Source organism: Mesorhizobium sp. M1A.F.Ca.IN.022.06.1.1 (genome assembly GCF_003952605.1).
Lineage (GTDB): Bacteria > Pseudomonadota > Alphaproteobacteria > Rhizobiales > Rhizobiaceae > Mesorhizobium.
The window spans coordinates 2,528,603-2,545,493 of sequence record NZ_CP034455.1; the positions used below are offsets into that span (position 1 = coordinate 2,528,603).

Sequence of the window (16,891 nt, forward strand, 5' to 3'; positions counted from 1 at the left end):
GCTGTAGGACGAGTCAGCAGTCTGTTGCAACAGGCTTCCCGCGTCGAATTTAGCCACTATGTTCAAGGCCATGCGCGCCAGCGACCTGCTCAAGCCACGACCCGAAGGGCTCTACTGTCCGCCAGGCGATTTCTTCATCGATCCGGTGCGGCCGGTCAGCCGCGCACTGATCACGCACGGCCATTCCGATCATGCGCGCTCAGGCCACCGCTCGGTGCTTGCCACACAGCAAACGCTCGACATCATGGGCCTGCGCTATGGCGAGGATTTCGCCGAAACCACGCAGGCAGCAACTGTCGGCGAGACGATCGATATCAACGGCGTCTCCGTCACTTTCCATCCGGCCGGACATGTGCTGGGTTCGGCGCAGATCGTCGTCGAGCATCAGGGCCTGCGCATCGTCGCCTCCGGCGACTACAAGCGCCAGAAAGACGCTACCTGCCTGCCGTTCGAGCCGGTGCCTTGCGATGTCTTCATCACCGAGGCGACCTTCGGACTGCCGGTGTTCCGGCACCCGCCGGACCATGAGGAGATCGCGCGCCTGCTCAAATCGGCGATGCAATTTCCCGAGCGTTCGCACCTGATCGGCGCCTATGCGCTCGGCAAGGCGCAGCGCGTCATGCGGCTGCTGCGCGAGGCCGGCTATGACAGGCCGATCTATATCCACGGCGCGCTCGCCAAGCTCAGCGAATATTACCAGAGCCAGGGCATCGATCTGGGGCAACTCGAACCAGCGACGGTGGAAAGCGGTGGCAAGGCCGATTTCGAAGGCGCCATAGTCGTCGGGCCGCCGGCCGCCTTCGCCGACCGCTGGGCGCGGCGCTTCCCCGACCCGATCGCCTGCTTCGCTTCAGGTTGGATGCGCATCCGTCAGCGCGCCAAGCAGGGCGGCGTCGAGCTGCCGCTGATCATTTCCGACCATGCCGACTGGGACGAGCTCATCGCCACGATCAAGGAAACGGGCGCCGAGGAGATCTGGGTGACGCATGGCCGCGAGGAAGCGCTGGTGCGCTGGTGCGAGCTGGAGGGCATCGCGGCGCGGCCGCTGCATCTTGTTGGGTATGAGGACGAGGGCGATTGATGGAACAGTGTTCGCCAATCGCCGCCGCCGAGTTCTACGGCGCCCCCTCTGTCCTGCCGGACATCTCCCCCTCAAAGGGGGAGATTGGCAGTTTCAGGGCCGACGCATCTCCCGCGACGCGAGAGATTGGCGAAAGCCGGCGCGGCATCTGATTTCCCCCCTTGAGGGGGAGATGGCCGGCAGGACAGAGGGGGCGCCTTGCGCCTGCTCTCGCGATTGGCATGGCGCAACCAACGATGAACCGCTTCGCCGAGCTCCTCGACCGGCTGGTGCTGACGCCTTCGCGCAACGGCAAGCTGACGCTGCTCACCGACTATTTCCGCAGCGTCGAGGATCCCGACCGCGGGCTGGCGCTGGCGGCGATCACCGGCGATCTGTCGATCGCGGCGGTGAAGCCGGCGATGCTGCGCGCGCTGGTGGTCGAGCGCATGGACCCCGTGCTGTTCGGCTATTCCTACGATTATGTCGGCGACCTCGCCGAGACGGTGTCGCTGGTCTGGCCGCAGCCGGCCGGCCACATGCCGAACCACGCGCCGACGCTCGCCGAAGTGGTCGGCAAGCTCCAGGCGGCGAGCCGCTCGGACGGGCCGCAGGTGCTCGCCAGGCTTCTCGACAGCGCCAGCATCTCTGCGCGCTTCGCCATCATCAAGCTGGTTACCGGCGGGTTGCGCATCGGCGTGTCGGCGCGGCTTGCCAAGCAGGCGTTGGCCGATCTCGGCCAAGTCGATGTCGTCGAGATCGAGGAGCTCTGGCACGGGCTGACGCCTCCCTACACGGCGCTCTTTGCGTGGCTGGAAGGCCGGGCGGAAAAACCGAGAATCGCCGCGCTCGCATTGTTCCGGCCGGTGATGCTGTCCAACGCGGTCGACGACGGCGATTTGGAAAAGCTCGAACCGGCCGATTATGCGGCGGAGTGGAAATGGGACGGCATCCGCGTCCAGGCGGTGTGCGAGGGCGGCATCCGCCGGCTGTATTCGCGCACCGGCGACGATGTTTCCGGCGCCTTCCCGGACCTCGCCGCGACGATGGATTTCGAGGCGGCGCTCGACGGCGAATTGCTGGTCGGCGACCCGCGCGAGGCGACCGGAACCTTCTCCGACCTGCAGCAGCGGCTGAACCGCAAGAGCGTCTCGCCAAAAATCCAGCAGCAATATCCGGCCTTCATGCGCTGCTACGACGCGCTGCAAATCAACGGCGAGGATTTGCGCAGCCTCCCCTTCGCCGAGCGCCGCACCCGGCTCGGAGCCTTCGTCCAGACGCTCGATCCCAGCCGCTTCGACCTTTCGCCGCTGGTCGAATTTTCGGATTGGGAGACGCTGGAGCGGCTGCGCCAGGCGCCGCCGCATCCGATCATCGAAGGGGTGATGCTGAAGCGCTGGGATTCGCCCTATCTTGCCGGCCGGCCGAAAGGCCCCTGGTTCAAGTGGAAGCGCGATCCGCACACGATCGACGCGGTGCTGATGTATGCGCAGCGCGGCCACGGCAAGCGCTCGAGCTTCTATTCCGACTACACTTTCGGGGTCTGGTCAGGCCCGGAGGGATCGGAAGAGCTGGTGCCGGTCGGCAAGGCCTATTTCGGCTTCACCGACGAGGAGCTGCGGCAAATCGACAAATATGTGCGCGACCATACGATCGAGCGGTTCGGGCCGGTGCGCTCGGTGCGCGCCGATCGCAAGAATGGGCTGGTGCTGGAAGTGGCCTTCGAAGGGCTCAACCGCTCGACGCGCCATAAATCTGGCGTCGCGATGCGCTTTCCGCGCATCTCACGGCTGCGCTGGGACAAGCCCTCCGCCGAGGCCGACCGGATCGAGACGCTGCAGGCGTTGCTCGACAGCTAGAAATCTGCCGACGCTTCACCCCAACCGGCGCTTCGCGCCGACCTTCCCATCAAGGGGAGGTCGGTCGCATCCCTGGAGATAGCCCCTCGCTGCCGATGCCGAGGTCACTCCGCGATCGATACGCGGATCTCGTAGATGTCGACGGACTTGCCCTGCTTGTCGAAATCGGAATTGACGGCGATGGTGCCGGCCGCACCCGGGTGCTTGTTCGGGAACTGCACGTCGAACAGGTATTCGTTGCGCTCGTGGCCGACGGCATAGCGCTTGCGGCCGCAATCGCCGAGCTCGCCGAAATTGCAGTCGACCGAGATCTGCGTCTCCTTGCCTTCTTCCGAGCGGGCGATGATATCGAACATGGCATGCTTGCCGGCGAGCTTTTCCAGCACGCCCTGGCCGACATCGAAGGCGATGGCCGAGCCGGATGTGCCCGAGCGGACGCGCAGGAACTGGCCGGTGTCGTCCTTCATCACATCTGCGGCGGCGTCGGACGGTGTGCTGACATGGGTCGGATCGCTGGGCGAGAAGACGTTGATCCAGTTCTTCGACTGATCCGCCTCGCCGGGCTTCTGCGGCGAACCGGTGTCGGCTGGCTGCGAGGAGTCTTCGTCTTCCAGCGTCGGGGTCGGCTCTGGCGGACCGGTGTTGAGTTCAGCCGCCGTCTTGAAGACGCCGGTCTGCTTGGCGAAATAGAGGCCGATGCCGGCAGCCGCCAGCAGGGTCGCCGCGACAAAGATGGCGGTGAGCGGCAGGCGCCGGCCACGGATACGCCGTTCATCGCGATCCGGCGCCACTTCGGCGCCGTTGCCGATGGACGCTCCGGGGGAGTCATCTAGCGTCGGCGCGTTCGGAAGCGCCTCGTCCGGCATGATGTCGGGCACGCGGGGCAGCACGCGCGAGCGCGGCGCATCCGATGTGTCGGGCTGCACCGGACCGTCGACGGTGATCGACGGCGACGGTGCCGCCTGGTCGGGGCCCCGCGGGGCATCCACCGGCGGCGCGGGAGACTGGCTCGGCGTGTCGACCGCCGGCCCCGGCGCGGCGTTGCCGACGAATGGACCGCTGTCCAGCGGAAGCGTCACGTCAGGAACGGCCTGGACAGCCGGCAGGAATTCGGATTCGATCTCGGTGATCTTGGCCTGCACCGCCTTGCGGCGGTTGATGGCGGCTTCCACCGTCACGTTGGGGTTGGCCTGCAGCACGCGATCGAGCGCGGCAAAGGCCGAGCGATAGACCTTCTCGCGAAACGCCCGGTCCTCGGGATTGCCTTTCTCGAAGGCGTTGCGGATCGCTTTCTCGATGGCGTCCAAGCGAGCTCCCTCTGCGCGTTCGCTCACAGTTATCGATCGTTAGCCGCAGGCGACCAGTCAATCAACGGGCGGGCGGCTGCCTTGCCGACGCATCCAATGCCCATTTCGGCGTTTTTTGTTGAAGAATCAACATTTTTGTCGCCGCCGCCGGATCGGCCTGCAACGAAATCGGAGCCTCCCGCCGGCGAGCCCGCAAGCCGTGCTGGCGCGGGGCTTAAGGCTGTCGCGCAGCGGCAAGCGACGGAATTGCCGCGCATGAGCGCAGGATTTCGCCGCCAGCCATCTTGAATTAGCTGGCGGTTGAGTCTATCAACCGGCGCATCTTGGAAGCCCAGCGGCTTCCCGGGCCGCTTTAGCTCAGTTGGTAGAGCACATCATTCGTAATGATGGGGTCGCGTGTTCGAGTCACGCAAGCGGCACCAGTTTCCTAAAAGCGTGTAATTCCAATACCAGCCTGTCGGGTGGATTTGGGTTCGCCCATAAACCCACCCAAGATCGCCCTGAGCCGAAACGCTGCGGCGTCGTACGGCAGCATTTCGCCGCTTGCCGACCTCAGCACCTCCAAGCGTGAGTGTTCGGTGTGATGCCGATACAAAAGCGCCGCCACGGTGGCGTCAACCGGTTACACAAGCCAGGCAACATCCCCGGCCTTCTGGAAGTGGCGTCAGCGTCCCCAGAGGCTGCGTGGGCGGGTCGTTGGTTGACTGTAGCGCGACTGAACGCTCCAGGTTTCGCAAGCTGGATAGCGGAATCTCGTGAGGGCAAGGTCAGGTTGCTCTCCGTTCCAGCGACGGGTGGAGATTGGGAAAGATGGATACCGTGCAGGTGAGGCGCATGGAAGCCGGCAGGACATGGACGGGGGACGGCGCGCGTGCAGGCGCCTGGCTGAGCCGTGCCATGACCACGCAGCGCCACCTCGCAGCGATCCTGGCTTGCGACGTGGTTGGCTATTCGCGCCTGACGGAGCGCGACGAACGCGGCACGCTCGAGCGGCTGAAGGCCTACCGCAAGGACCTCCTCGAACCGCTGGTTTCCGAGAATCAGGGGCGCATCGTCAAGCTCACCGGCGACGGCATGCTCTGCGAATTCGCGAGCGTCGTCAATGCGGTGACATCGGCGGTGGCGATCCAGCAGGCTGTGGCGGAACACGAGGCGGAAACGCCGGAGGAAGAGCGGATTCGCTTGCGCATCGGCGTCAATCTCGGCGACGTGGTCTGCGAGGAGGACGGCGACCTCTACGGCGACGGGGTCAACATCGCCGCCCGCCTCGAAAGCGCCGCCGATCCCGGGACCGTGGTCGTCTCGGGCACCGCCTACGACCACCTTCAGGGCAAGCTCGACTGCGGCTTCACCCCGCTCGGCAACCTGCGCCTCAAGAACATCGAGCGGCCCGTGCGCGCCTACCGCGTCGAGACCGACGCCAGCGCCTCGGTGGCTGTACCGCCTCCCCTGCCCGAGAAGCCCTCGATCGCGGTTTTGCCTTTCACCAACATGAGCGGCGACCCTGACCAGGAATACTTCGCCGACGGGCTGGTCGAGGACATCATCACGGGATTGAGCCGGGTGAACTCCTTCTTCGTGATCGCCCGCAACTCGTCCTTCACCTACAAGGGCCGGGCGGTCGACCTGCGCCAGGTCGGGCGCGAGCTGGGCGTCCGCTACGTGCTCGAAGGCAGCATCCGCAGAGCCGGATCTCGCGTGCGCATCAGCGGGCAGTTGGTAGACGCGATCAGCGGTCACCATGTCTGGACCGGCCGCTTCGAAGGCGACGTGAGCGACATCTTCGACTTGCAGGACAAGGTGACCGAGAGCGTCGTCGGTGCTGTCGAGCCGAGCATCCGGCTGGAGGAGATCAAGCAGGCGCGCATGAAGCCGACCGACTACATCAGCGCCTACGACCTCTATCTTCGCGCACTGCCGCGCTTCTACAGCATGACGCGCGAAGGCTTTGCCGATGTACGCCGACTCACCAACGAGGCGCTCAGCATCGACCCGGGCTTCACCTTGGCGAAGGCACTCGGCGCCTATATCCGCAGCCTATCCGTGAGCCAGTGCTGGCACGAACCCGACGATGTGCGAGTCGCCGCGCGTATGGCGCGCGAGGTGCTGGCGGAAGCGCGCGACGACCCCACGAGCCTGCGCTTCGCGGCGCAGGTGATCGCCTACAGCGCGAAGGAATACGAGATGGCGCTGGGCACGATCGAACGGTCCCTGCTGCTCAACCCCAATTCGGCGCAGGGCCATACCGGCAGCGGCTGGGTGAACGCGCATTCCAGCCGCCCGCTCGTGGCGATCGAGCACTTTCACAGGGCGATGCGGCTGAGTCCGGTCGACCCCGAGAAAGGCATCGCGCTCTCCGGCATCGGGATGAGCTATCTGATGCTCGAGCGCTACGAGGAAGCGCTGGCATGGGGAGAACGCGCGCTGCACGAGATGCCGAACTACGGCTCCTCGCACCGCGTGGTGATCATGGCGCTGGTCAAGCTCAACCGGCTGGACGAGGCGCAGGCCGCGGCGCGCCGCCTGATGGAGGCGTTCCCGACCTTCACGCTCACCCTGCAGAGACAGATCAACCCGTGGCTGGACAAGGTGTTCGCCGAGCGCTACGTCGAGGCGCTGGGCATCGCCGGCGTGCCGGAGTGATCGCCGCGGCTGCAACGATGCCCTCTCCTGCGCGCCGCCTGCGGCCAGGCGGCTTTGCCGCGCATCTCGGGCATTGTCGAGAATCGCTGTTGGTGGGAAACTCCCGGTCTCTAGCAAGGAGGCCAAAATGCCCACTTTCAAGACCGGTGACGTCGTCAGGCTAAAATCCGGAGGCCCGGAGATGACGGTGAGTGATGGCGCTGCCTCGGGCACGTATCTGTGCCACTGGTTCAATCGTGATGGCGACGTGTGGACCCCGCAACATGCCGGCTTCAAGCCGGATCAGCTGATGGTGGTCGACGAACGGAAATAGTTCGCTCACCCTCGTTCCGATCGGCTCCGGCCCGGCTTCTTGCCGGACTCTTGCTAATTGTCTCGTCAGAACGACCGACGGATTTCCCTGTTGCCGCGTTAACGGCTGAGCGTGCCGCCAATGGCATGCGCAACCGGAGACGAGAGCATGATCCGCCGTTCGATATTGTCGTTGCCTTGGCCTGCAGGCCGCCGCCGCGGCCGCCCAGACAGCGACGCCTGCCACCGCCGGCGCGCCGCGCCATCGCGTCCGCCTCCGCCGGCTCCTGGAGTCACCGCCGGAAGCTTCATGCCGGACCGCGGCAAGGTCGTCGCCAGAGACGGCGTTCCAGACCCAGCGCAAGGCCAAGGGCGATCCTGCCAAATCCTTCGCGCGGATGGACGCCAACAAGGACGGCTTCGTCGACAAATCCGAGCTCGACGCCTTCTTGGCCAAGCGCTTCGCCAGGCTCGACAAGAACGGCGACGGCGTGGTGAGCGCCGAGGAACGGCCGGGCCACAAAACCGCTCCCAATCAGGAGCAATGACCGAGAGGTCATGCAGCACGATGATCATTGGGAGCGCCCCGCTTGATGGGCGCCGATCCGGACGAGGAACTGGTACGGCGCATCGGTTCCGGCGATCAAGCCGCCGTGCAGGCGATGGTGGCGCGCAAGCTGCCGCGCCTGCTTTCGCTCGCCACCCGCATGCTCGGCGATGCCGCCGAGGCCGAGGACGTCGCCCAGGAGACCTTCGTGCGCATCTGGCGTCATGCCTCGGGCTGGCGCCAGGGTCATGCGCGTTTCGACACCTGGGTCCACCGGGTGGCGCTCAATCTCTGCTACGACCGGCTGCGGCGGCGCCGCGAATGGGTGACGGACGAACTGCCGGAGGCGGCGGATGAGGCACCGCTTCCCGACGCCGGAGATGAAGGCCGGCGCGTCCAGCAGGCGCTGCTGCGCATCGCGCCGCGCCAGCGCGAGGCGATCGTGCTCGTCTATTATCAGGAGATGTCCAACATCGAGGCCGCCGGCGCCATGCAGGTCAGCGTCGATGCGCTGGAAAGCCTGCTCGCGCGGGGCCGGCGCTCGTTGCAGGCCATGCTCATCGGAGATGGCGATGACTGAGCAACTGGCGGCGATTGGGACTCGGGTGGCCACGTCAAACCCGTGGAAGGGGAAACCAGATGGCTGACGAAAGAAAGGCCGCTGACGGGCCGATGAGTGCCCAACGCTTCACCGCACTTGCGGACGCCTATGGCAGCGCCCTGCATCGCTGGCCGCGGGCCGAGCAGGCTGCCGCCACGCTGTTTGCGGAGAGCGAGGAGGGTCGCGCCATCTTAGCGACCGCCGGCAGGCTCGATGCCGTTCTCGACCGCCATCTCGTCGAGGCCCCAAGCCGGACGCTGCATGGCGAGATTGTCGCACGGGCCACCACGCAGCTCAGCCAGGGGCGCCGCCGCCGGTTTTGGTGGCTGGGCTTTGGGCTTGCCGGCGTCGGCCTTGCCGGCGCCGTGGTCGGGCTGGCGCTGGTCAGCGTCGTCACGCCAGATGCCACGTCCGACCATTATGCGATGGATGCCAACGCAACGTCGTTCGGCGATGCCGGTCCCGACGCCGACACGGAGGATCTATGAGCGCTCGTCTTTTCGCGGCATCGCTGGTGCTGAACGTCTTCCTGATCGGTGCCGTCGCCGGCGGTGCAGGCTGGCTGATCGGCCGTTCCGGAGGCGGCTATTCGCTGGAATCGGCCGGCGGTCAGCTTCCCGCCAGCGACCGCAAGGTATTCCGCCAGGCGTTGCGCGAGGTTCGGCGCGAGTCGCGCGCAGTCATCCTCGACGGACAGCAGGCGCGGCGTGAGGCGGCCAACCTCTTGCAGCAGCCGACGCTCGACGCCAACGCTCTGGCCGCGGCCCTGGAGCGGGCGCGCAATGCCGACGCCACCATCCGCAGCCGGCTGGAACAGCGCATCGTCGAATTCGCCGCGTCGAGCCCGCTAGATGACCGTAAGCTGCTGGCCGACGCCCTATTGCGCCATGTCGGCAGGCAGCGGCCCATCCCGGCAAAAAATACGCCATAAGAGCGACGGAAAGCGCCGGCCGTCTCCGTTCAAAGAAAAAGAGGGACACGCCTGCCGCCACGCGAACGCGACGTGGCCGGTTCAACCTCGAGAAACTTCGGAGTATCCCATGAATGGTCTGACGAAATATTCTGTTGCGGCTGCGCTTGCCATCGGCGGGACTGCCGCGGCAAGTGCAGCCTCGGCAATGCCGCTTGCGGCGCCTGCGGCGCCTGCGATTGTCGAGCATGTGGCCTGGGGCTGCGGCCCCGGCTGGCACCCCAACCGGTGGGGTCGCTGCGTGCCCAACCGCCGCGTGATCTATCCGGGCTATTACTACTGGGGTGGCCCAAGCGTCTATATCGGCCCGGCCTGGCGTCCGTGGCACGGCGATCGTTACTGGCGCCGCTGGTAAGCCCCTGCCGGCCTCATCATGTCGACTCCGGCATCATAAGGCTTTTCGACCGTGGAGATACCGCCGACGCGACCTGCGTCGGTCCGCGACGGAGGCTGTGTTGGCTCTATCCGTTCCAAATGCCGTTCCGCCCGATCCAGCCTTGGTCGCGCTCAACCGCTTCGGGCTTGGCGCGAAACCTGGTGACGATCTCGGCAAGATTGCGGCCGATGCGCGCGGTTATCTGAAGGCCGAGCTCGAGCTGTTGGATGTCGCGCTTGTCTCGGCCGACGATTCAAAAAATGCCGGCTTGTTGGACAGCACCGCCGGGATCCAGGCCAGCATGGCCGCCGCCGCGGAGCGCAAGGCAGCGCGGGAGAAGCCAGCGCCCGCCATGCAGCCTGCGGCAGACACTTCGGACGGCTCAGCCGAGGCAAAACGCAAGTCAGGCGTGCCGCCGGTCGAGGCCGATATCTATCGGGATGAAGCGCAAGCCCGTTTCGACAAGGCGCTCGGTGCCGCACCGGGCTTTGTCGAAAGACTGGTCGGTTTCTGGTCGAACCATTTCTGCGTCTCGACCGCCAAGGGCCAACTCGTGCGGGCCTGCGCCGGCGCTTTCGAGCGCGAGGCTGTCCGCCCCTTCGTGCTCGGCCGCTTCGCCGACATGCTGCTGGCCGTCGAGCATCACCCGGCGATGCTGTTCTACCTCGACAACCGACAATCGGCCGGACCGGATTCGCGCGCCGGAAAAAGGCGCGGCCGCGGCCTCAACGAGAACCTCGCCCGCGAGATCCTGGAATTGCACACACTGGGCGTCGACGGCGGCTATAGCCAGGCGGATGTCACGAGTTTCGCGGGAGCGCTCACCGGCTGGACGATGGCCGGGCGGAAGGGCCGCCTCGGAGAGCCCGGCACATTTGTGTTCGACCCCGATGCGCATCAGCCTGGCGAGGCGGTGCTGCTCGGCAAGACCTACCCGGCCGGCGGCATGGTCCAGGCCGAGGCCGCGCTCAACGACATCGCCCGCCAGCCGGCGACCGCGCGCCACATCGCTACCAAGCTTGCCCGCCATTTCATTGCCGACGATCCGCCGGCGGCTGTAGTCGACCGCCTTGCCGAGATCTTCACCAAGACGGACGGCGACCTGCGCGCGCTCGCGCTTGCACTGGTCGATCTGCCTGAAGCCTGGTCGCTGCCGCTGACAAAATTGCGCTCGCCGTTGGACTATGCCGTAGCGGTCCGGCGGGCGATCGGCTCCACCACCGGGAAAGAGCCGCAACGAACGCTGCGCTGGCTAAGGGCGCTGGGCGAGCCGCTCTGGCAACCGCCCGGGCCGAACGGCTTTTCCGACCGGACGGATAGCTGGGCGTCCGCCGAAGGCCTCAAGACGCGCCTCGACATCGCCTGGCAAGCGGCTCGTCAGGCGAGCGACATCGGCAATCCCGATGACATGCTTTCCGCCGTAATCGGCGCCTCCGCCTCGGCCGAGACGCGCCAAGCGATCGCGCGCGCCGAGTCCAGACAGCAAGGCCTGGCGCTGCTGCTGATGGCGCCGGAATTCCAACGCCGGTGAACAATGGAGAAGCGGCATGAGTCTTCTTTGTGAAACGCCGAATCCATCTCGGCGCGCCGTGCTGACGACAGGCGGCGCGCTGTTTGCCTGGGCCTGTCTGCCACGCTTCGCCCGCGCCGCCGACCATCGCGATCCGCGCCTGATCGTCATCATATTGCGCGGCGCGCTGGATGGGCTGTCGACGATCGGCCCGCTCGGTGACCCCGACTATGCCGGCCTGCATGGCGACATCGCGCTGTCGCTCTCCGGCGCCAATGCGGCGCTGCCGCTCGACAGCTTCTTCGCGATCAATCCCGCGATGCCGGTGTTCGCGCGGCTGTTCAAGGCAGGTCAGGCGGCCGCGGTGCACGCGGCCGCGACCGGCTACCGCGACCGCTCGCATTTCGACGGTCAGGAGGTGCTGGAGAGCGGCCTGCCGGGCCCTGGCAACGCCACAACCGGTTGGCTGAATCGGGCGATAGCCAGCCTCCCGGCAGGTGAAAGAGTGGCCAAGCTCGGCGGGCTGGCGGTCGGCCCATCGATGCCGCTGGTGATCCGTGGCGCAGCACCCGTGCTCGGCTGGGCACCGCAGGCGCTGCCGACGCCCAGCGATGCGCTGGCGGAGCGTGTGCTCGACCTCTACAACCATCGCGACCCGGTGCTGGCAGCGGTGCTGCAGAAGGGCCTCGACGCCGACCGCATGGCGATGAGCGACCAGCTCGATGGCAGCACGATGAAACCCCACGGCGGCCTCGCCAACGCCGCCTGCATGCGCCAGTCCGCGCAAGGCGCGGCGAAACTGATGGCCGCCGACGACGGGCCGCGCATTGCGGCGCTGGCCTTCGACGGCTGGGACACGCATGTCAACGAGGGCGGCGCCACCGGGCGGCTCGCCAAGCTGCTCGGCGGCCTCGATGGCGCCTTCGAGGAATTCGAGAAAGGGCTCGGCGAGCGCTGGAAGGACACCGCGATCGTCGCCATCACCGAATTCGGCCGCACCGCCCGCGTCAACGGCACCGTCGGCACGGACCACGGCACCGGCACGGTAGTGCTGCTCGCCGGCGGCGCGATCAAAGGTGGCCGCGTCATCGCCGACTGGCCGGGGCTGAAGCCGGCTCAGCTCTACCAAGGCCGCGACCTCGCGCCGACCAGCGATGTGCGCGCGGTGTTGAAGGGGTTGCTTGCCGAGCAGTTCGGGCTCTCCGCCGCCGTGCTCGGCGACAAGGTGTTTCCGGACTCAGGAGAGGTGAAGCCGATGCGGGATTTGGTGGCGTGAGCCTCGACTTTGCCCATCGGTGACAGGTGCGACGTCTGCTGTCATTCGTCATTGTCGGGCGGAGCAAGGAAGCGAAGCGACGCATGCAGCGTCGCTGCGAGGCAGAATTCTGCTCCGCTGGATTCTACGATTAAAGGTAACGGCATGGATCCTCGGGTCTCCGCGTCCGCTTCGCTCCCGCTCCGCCCGTGGATGACGCAGCCGAGGGACTTCAGCAAATTAGTCTAGGACCGCTTTCGGGAAGCCCACCGACATGACTGCCTCGTGTAAGTCGAAAAAGCCCGCGCCGTTGCCAGCGCGGGCGTCGATGGCGATCCGAGAGCGATCACCAGCTCCAATAGCCGGGATGCCAGCGGTGGTGATACCGGAAGCCCGGATGCCAGTGGCGCACGGGCCGGATGAACCGGCGACCGTTCGGCACGCATCTGCCCCAGTGATTCACGTGCCAACCAGGACCGCAGCGCCAGCCGACCGTCTCGACCGGCAGCGGCGCAGCGCTGGGCTTTGCCATCGGCATGGCCTGCGCGCCGGCGGAGAGCATCAAAGTGCCGGCGGCCAATGCGAACGGCAGCAAATATTTGGTGAGCATAAAGTTCGTCTCCGTGATTCATCCCTACCGCCGTGAAACGGACGACAGGGTCGAAATCCGTCGGAGGAGGATGGATCACATCCTCGTTATCGGGCGGCGTCGTCGAGCGTCGCCACGGTCTTCAGCGCGCCGTCGAGCACGTCGCCCTTTTCGTCCTTCAGCGCCGCTTCGCGCAGGCGGCGGATCCAGTCGGCGGCGTCTTCGCGGCCCTCGAGCATGACAAGCGCCAAGAGCACGCGGTCGAATTTCGACTGGGCACGGGCGTGGGTGTCGCTGTAGCCCTTGATCAGGCGGCGGCAATTCAGGATCTCCAGCCCAAGAGCATAGTTTTCGCGCGCATGGGCAAGCGCCAAGCCGTACCAGCGCTCCAGATGCTCGACCTCGACCTTGTGGCGCAGCAGGCGGCGGCGCCAGCGGCGCAGGCCGCCGATGAACCAGAGCATGGCGAAACCGGTGAAACTGTCGGTGCGGATATGGCGGCCGCGGTTGATGCGGCGGTCAAGGAAGGTGGCGAGCTTCGGGCGGCTCTCGATGTAACTGCCGATTGCTACCGGCAGCGTGCCGCAGAATTCCTCGATGCGCGGATGGAAATATTCGGTGACCTGCAGGACCAAGCCTTCCCTGACACCGACTTCCTTGCGCACGCGCCTGTCGCGGGTCGAACGCGTCTTGAGGTCGGCGACGCGGATCATGTCGTCGTAGCACATGGCGTTGGCCAGATGTTTCGCGGCCGCGACCGACAGCGCATGGCCACGCTCCGCATTGTCCAGCGCGATCGCCTTGTCCAGCCGGTCGAGATATTCGCCGCCATAGGCGATGTCCTGGAAGTCGACGACCTTCCTCAGGCCGCGCTCGGTCATGTCGCGCACCGGCGCGGGCAGCGCCGCAACGCGGGCGACGAGCTCCTGCCAGCCCTTCAGCAGCGTTTCGGGACCACTGATCTTCGCCGTTGGTGTGGTGTCGGGAGCGGCAGGCTTCCCGGTTGCGTTATCCCCGGCTGTCGCGACCGCGATGCCGCGCGCCCGGTCATAGGCGGCGCCGAAGGCGCCAAGGCTGGCCTTCACGCCACGGTCACCGGCGCCGATCGCCTGCTCGTAGTTTTCGCGCGCGAAGGGCAGCGCGTCGGAACCGGCCAGCGCGCCGAGCAGGCTGGCCGAGATCATCGTGCCGTGCTCGGCGGCGATCTTTTCCATGTCGAAGGCGATGAAGCGCTTGGCGGCCGCCTCGGCCGTCGCATACACCTTTTCCGACGAGGCGCGGCCGTCGCCCGGCTCGATCTTTTCCGAGACGGCGGCGATGCGATGCGAGGAGGCGATCAGCGTCGTGCGCTCGGGCGTGACGAAACCGCGGATGATGGCGCGGCCGGCTTCCATCAGCTCGGCGGCGATCAAGATGTCGACGTCGCCCTGCGAGGGCGACAGCGCGAAGACCGGCAGCCGGCCGGTGTCGCGGGCCATCTCGATGTAATAGATCGTCGCCCCGGTGCGCTGGGCGACGCCCGCCACCGACGTCGATTGCGCAATGTAGCCGCTGCGCTCGGCGACGTCGGTGATCCAATCGGCGAGCACGCCGCCGCCCTGGCCGCCGACGGCAAGCACGGCGAGTTTTATCACCCGCTCGTCATCAGAGGCGCCCGGCTTCTGGTTCAGCGGTGAAACCTGCTCAAGCATCGGCGAACATCAAACGGCGACTCTCGCGGCGGCGCTGCAACCGGCCGATCACTGCGCGGCGCGCGCTTTCCAGGAAACGGTCCCAGCGGCTCGGATTGTGCACGACATCGGCGCGGTAGAAGGAGGGGCAGAGCACGGCCGCATCCGCCACCTCGCCGCAATTGCCGCAGCCGACACAGTTCTGGTCGATCGAGGCGACCGGATCGTCACGCAGCGGATCGTCGAGCGACTTCACCGAGAGCGACGGGCAGCCGGAGAGCCGCATGCAGGCGTGGTCGCCGGTGCAGACGTCCTCGTCGACGCCGAATTTCGGCTTGACGACCCGCTCGCCGCCCTTCACCGCCTTGTCGACCAGCGGCCTCTCGCGGCGCTGGCGGTTCAGCATGCATTCGGACGAGGCGACGATGACCTTCGGCCCCTTCTCCTCGGTGGTTAGCGCCTCGCGCAGCGTGTCGCGCATTTTGCCGACGTCATAGGTGCGGTCGATGTGGCGCAGCCATTTGACGCCCATGCCTTTCACCGCTTCGGTGATCGGATGTTTTGTGGACTTGGTGCGGTTCGAGGCGCGCGAGGACAGGATGTCCTGGCCGCCGGTGGCGGCCGAGTAAAAATTGTCGACGATGACGATGACGCCGTCATTCTTGTTGAAGACGGCGTTGCCGATCGAGGAGGTAAGACCGTTGTGCCAGAAGCCGCCATCGCCGACGAAGGAGATCGAGCGGCGTTTCGCTTCCGGCGAATTGAAGGCGGAAGCCGAGGCCGGCCCGAGGCCGTAGCCCATGGTGGTGGCACCGAGCTCGAAGGGCGGCATGATCGAGAACAGGTGGCAGCCGATGTCGGAAGCGATGTGGTGCTTGCCAAGCTCCTGCTCGACCAGCTTGGTCGCAGCGAAGATCGGCCGCTCCGGACAGCCGACGCAGAAGCCCGGCGGGCGGCCGGGAACGACATTGATGAGATCGGCCGTGTCGACGCCCTCGCCCAACTTGTTCGGCGCGCGAACCTCGCCGGGCAGCAGATGCGCAGCATAGGCGCGCAGGAAGGAGCCAATGCCGTCCAGCATCACCTGCCCGGTATATTCGCCGGCCATCGGCAGATGCTCCTTGCCGACCAGCTTGGTGCCGCGCCCTGCCTTGTGCAGCATCGCGGCAAAGGCCTGCTCGATATAGTTGGGCTGGCCTTCTTCGACGACCAGCACCGCCTGTTTGCCCTCGCAGAAGGAAAGGAACTCGTCATCGACGAGCGGATAGACGGCGTTCAGCACATAAAGCGGCACGTCGGTGTCGCCATAGGTGTCGGCAAGGCCGAGCCGCTGCAGCGCGCGGACGACCGAATTGTACATGCCGCCCTGCATGACGATGCCGATCGAGCCATTGTCCGGCCCAAAGACCTCGTTGATCTTGCGGCTCTTGATGAAATCGACCGCCGCCGGCCAGCGCTTTGCGACCTTCTCCTTCTCGTGCAGGAAGGAGGCAGGCGGCAGCACGATGCGGCCGGTGTCGCGGCGCGGGGCCGACAGCGCATCGGCAACCGACATAGGCGGCCGCTTGTTATCCTTGGCGATGAAGTGGCCATGGACGTGGCAGCAGCGGATGCGCACCTGCAGCATGACCGGCGTGTTGGAGGCCTCCGACAGCTCGAAGCCATCCTCGACCGCCTTGACGATCGAGGGCAGGTTCGGGCGCGGATCGAGCAGCCAGACCTGGCTCTTCATGGCGAAGGCGTGGCTGCGCTCCTGCATGATGGAGGAGCCCTCGCCATAGTCCTCGCCGACGATGATCAGCGCGCCGCCGGTGACGCCGCCCGAGGCGAGGTTCGCCAAAGCGTCCGAGGCGACATTGGTGCCCACCGTCGACTTGAAGGTGGCGGCACCGCGGATCGGGTAGTGCACGGATGCGGCAAGCATGGCGGTGGCGGTTGCTTCCGAGGCGCTCGCCTCGAAGTGCACGCCGAGCTCGCCCAGAATGTCCTGCGCGTCGGCGAGCACATCCATCAGATGGCTGATCGGCGCGCCCTGGTAGCCGCCGACATAGCCGACGCCGCATTGCAGCAGCGCCTTGGTGATGGCGAGGATGCCCTCGCCCGCGAATTCCTGGCCGGCGCCAAGCCTCAGCTTTTCAACTTCCTTGGCAAAAGACCGTTCGGCCATCTCTGCCTCCTTCCGTTACCGCCGTTTGGACGGCGGCGCGTACGTC

Annotated in this window: 15 protein-coding genes and 1 tRNA gene; 12 read left to right on the forward strand and 4 right to left on the reverse strand. The window is 66.3% G+C overall.

Annotated elements, in window-relative coordinates; genetic code table 11:
• The first annotated feature begins 70 nt into the window (after positions 1-70).
• Positions 71-1,081 (forward strand): ligase-associated DNA damage response exonuclease, encoded by a 1,011-nt coding sequence (locus EJ078_RS12005; protein WP_095799479.1) that lies wholly within the window; start codon positions 71-73, stop codon positions 1,079-1,081.
• A 236-nt stretch (positions 1,082-1,317) separates the two neighbouring features.
• Positions 1,318-2,919, forward strand: coding sequence for a cisplatin damage response ATP-dependent DNA ligase (locus tag EJ078_RS12010; protein ID WP_127215788.1), 1,602 nt, complete (start codon positions 1,318-1,320; stop codon positions 2,917-2,919).
• 104 nt (positions 2,920-3,023) lie between these two features.
• Here the strand turns inward: EJ078_RS12010 and EJ078_RS12015 are convergent, their stop codons facing one another.
• Positions 3,024-4,226: a hypothetical protein gene (locus tag EJ078_RS12015; RefSeq protein WP_127215785.1), complete on the reverse strand. Its 1,203-nt coding sequence runs from the start codon at positions 4,224-4,226 to the stop codon at positions 3,024-3,026.
• A 346-nt stretch (positions 4,227-4,572) separates the two neighbouring features.
• On the opposite strand from EJ078_RS12015, the gene EJ078_RS12020 reads away from it, so the two are divergent.
• From EJ078_RS12020 to EJ078_RS12065, 10 genes are all read left to right on the forward strand, one after another.
• A tRNA-Thr gene (locus EJ078_RS12020) sits at positions 4,573-4,648 on the forward strand.
• 388 nt (positions 4,649-5,036) lie between these two features.
• Positions 5,037-6,869 (forward strand): adenylate/guanylate cyclase domain-containing protein, encoded by a 1,833-nt coding sequence (locus tag EJ078_RS12025; protein ID WP_245457076.1) that lies wholly within the window; start codon positions 5,037-5,039, stop codon positions 6,867-6,869.
• A 127-nt stretch (positions 6,870-6,996) separates the two neighbouring features.
• Positions 6,997-7,182, forward strand: coding sequence for a DUF2158 domain-containing protein (locus tag EJ078_RS12030; RefSeq protein WP_208721532.1), 186 nt, complete (start codon positions 6,997-6,999; stop codon positions 7,180-7,182).
• 376 nt (positions 7,183-7,558) lie between these two features.
• The gene (locus EJ078_RS12035; protein WP_208721534.1) at positions 7,559-7,708 is read left to right on the forward strand and encodes a hypothetical protein; all 150 of its coding nucleotides are present in this window, start codon (positions 7,559-7,561) and stop codon (positions 7,706-7,708) included.
• A 45-nt stretch (positions 7,709-7,753) separates the two neighbouring features.
• A complete protein-coding gene (locus tag EJ078_RS12040; protein ID WP_095824254.1) occupies positions 7,754-8,287 on the forward strand; it encodes an RNA polymerase sigma factor in 534 nt (177 codons plus the stop codon).
• 59 nt (positions 8,288-8,346) lie between these two features.
• Positions 8,347-8,796: a hypothetical protein gene (locus tag EJ078_RS12045; protein WP_127215787.1), complete on the forward strand. Its 450-nt coding sequence runs from the start codon at positions 8,347-8,349 to the stop codon at positions 8,794-8,796.
• Positions 8,793-9,239 (forward strand): periplasmic heavy metal sensor, encoded by a 447-nt coding sequence (locus tag EJ078_RS12050; RefSeq protein WP_067003693.1) that lies wholly within the window; start codon positions 8,793-8,795, stop codon positions 9,237-9,239. Before EJ078_RS12045 ends, EJ078_RS12050 begins: the two co-directional genes overlap by 4 nt.
• Positions 9,240-9,348: 109 nt before the next feature.
• Positions 9,349-9,633 carry a hypothetical protein gene (locus EJ078_RS12055; RefSeq protein WP_067003691.1) on the forward strand — a complete coding sequence of 95 codons (285 nt, stop codon included), beginning with the start codon at positions 9,349-9,351 and terminating at the stop codon, positions 9,631-9,633.
• Positions 9,634-9,733: 100 nt separating this feature from the next.
• Positions 9,734-11,185, forward strand: a complete 1,452-nt coding sequence (locus tag EJ078_RS12060; protein ID WP_128294371.1) for a DUF1800 family protein — start codon at positions 9,734-9,736, stop codon at positions 11,183-11,185.
• A gap of 16 nt (positions 11,186-11,201) precedes the next feature.
• On the forward strand, positions 11,202-12,440 hold the full coding sequence (locus tag EJ078_RS12065) for a DUF1501 domain-containing protein (RefSeq protein ID WP_127215071.1): 1,239 nt from the start codon (positions 11,202-11,204) through the stop codon (positions 12,438-12,440).
• Positions 12,441-12,765: 325 nt separating this feature from the next.
• Here EJ078_RS12065 and EJ078_RS12070 read toward each other — a convergent pair whose 3' ends face one another.
• From EJ078_RS12070 to EJ078_RS12080, 3 genes are all read right to left on the reverse strand, one after another.
• Positions 12,766-13,029 carry a hypothetical protein gene (locus EJ078_RS12070; protein WP_067003684.1) on the reverse strand — a complete coding sequence of 88 codons (264 nt, stop codon included), beginning with the start codon at positions 13,027-13,029 and terminating at the stop codon, positions 12,766-12,768.
• An 86-nt stretch (positions 13,030-13,115) separates the two neighbouring features.
• Entirely contained in the window at positions 13,116-14,699 is a 1,584-nt protein-coding gene (locus EJ078_RS12075; RefSeq protein WP_127847050.1) for an indolepyruvate oxidoreductase subunit beta family protein, read from the reverse strand.
• The gene (locus tag EJ078_RS12080) at positions 14,692-16,845 is read right to left on the reverse strand and encodes an indolepyruvate ferredoxin oxidoreductase subunit alpha (protein WP_127215073.1); all 2,154 of its coding nucleotides are present in this window, start codon (positions 16,843-16,845) and stop codon (positions 14,692-14,694) included. Before EJ078_RS12080 ends, EJ078_RS12075 begins: the two co-directional genes overlap by 8 nt.
• Positions 16,846-16,891: the final 46 nt, after the last annotated feature.

Coding starts and splice junctions, on each gene's coding strand:
- EJ078_RS12005 (WP_095799479.1), top strand. CDS start 71: ATGCGCGCCAGCGACCTGCTCAAGCCACGACCCGAAGGGCTCTACTGT.
- EJ078_RS12010 (WP_127215788.1), top strand. CDS start 1,318: ATGAACCGCTTCGCCGAGCTCCTCGACCGGCTGGTGCTGACGCCTTCG.
- EJ078_RS12025 (WP_245457076.1), top strand. CDS start 5,037: ATGGATACCGTGCAGGTGAGGCGCATGGAAGCCGGCAGGACATGGACG.
- EJ078_RS12030 (WP_208721532.1), top strand. CDS start 6,997: ATGCCCACTTTCAAGACCGGTGACGTCGTCAGGCTAAAATCCGGAGGC.
- EJ078_RS12035 (WP_208721534.1), top strand. CDS start 7,559: ATGGACGCCAACAAGGACGGCTTCGTCGACAAATCCGAGCTCGACGCC.
- EJ078_RS12040 (WP_095824254.1), top strand. CDS start 7,754: ATGGGCGCCGATCCGGACGAGGAACTGGTACGGCGCATCGGTTCCGGC.
- EJ078_RS12045 (WP_127215787.1), top strand. CDS start 8,347: ATGGCTGACGAAAGAAAGGCCGCTGACGGGCCGATGAGTGCCCAACGC.
- EJ078_RS12050 (WP_067003693.1), top strand. CDS start 8,793: ATGAGCGCTCGTCTTTTCGCGGCATCGCTGGTGCTGAACGTCTTCCTG.
- EJ078_RS12055 (WP_067003691.1), top strand. CDS start 9,349: ATGAATGGTCTGACGAAATATTCTGTTGCGGCTGCGCTTGCCATCGGC.
- EJ078_RS12065 (WP_127215071.1), top strand. CDS start 11,202: ATGAGTCTTCTTTGTGAAACGCCGAATCCATCTCGGCGCGCCGTGCTG.
- EJ078_RS12070 (WP_067003684.1), bottom strand. CDS start 13,029: ATGCTCACCAAATATTTGCTGCCGTTCGCATTGGCCGCCGGCACTTTG.
- EJ078_RS12075 (WP_127847050.1), bottom strand. CDS start 14,699: ATGCTTGAGCAGGTTTCACCGCTGAACCAGAAGCCGGGCGCCTCTGAT.
- EJ078_RS12080 (WP_127215073.1), bottom strand. CDS start 16,845: ATGGCCGAACGGTCTTTTGCCAAGGAAGTTGAAAAGCTGAGGCTTGGC.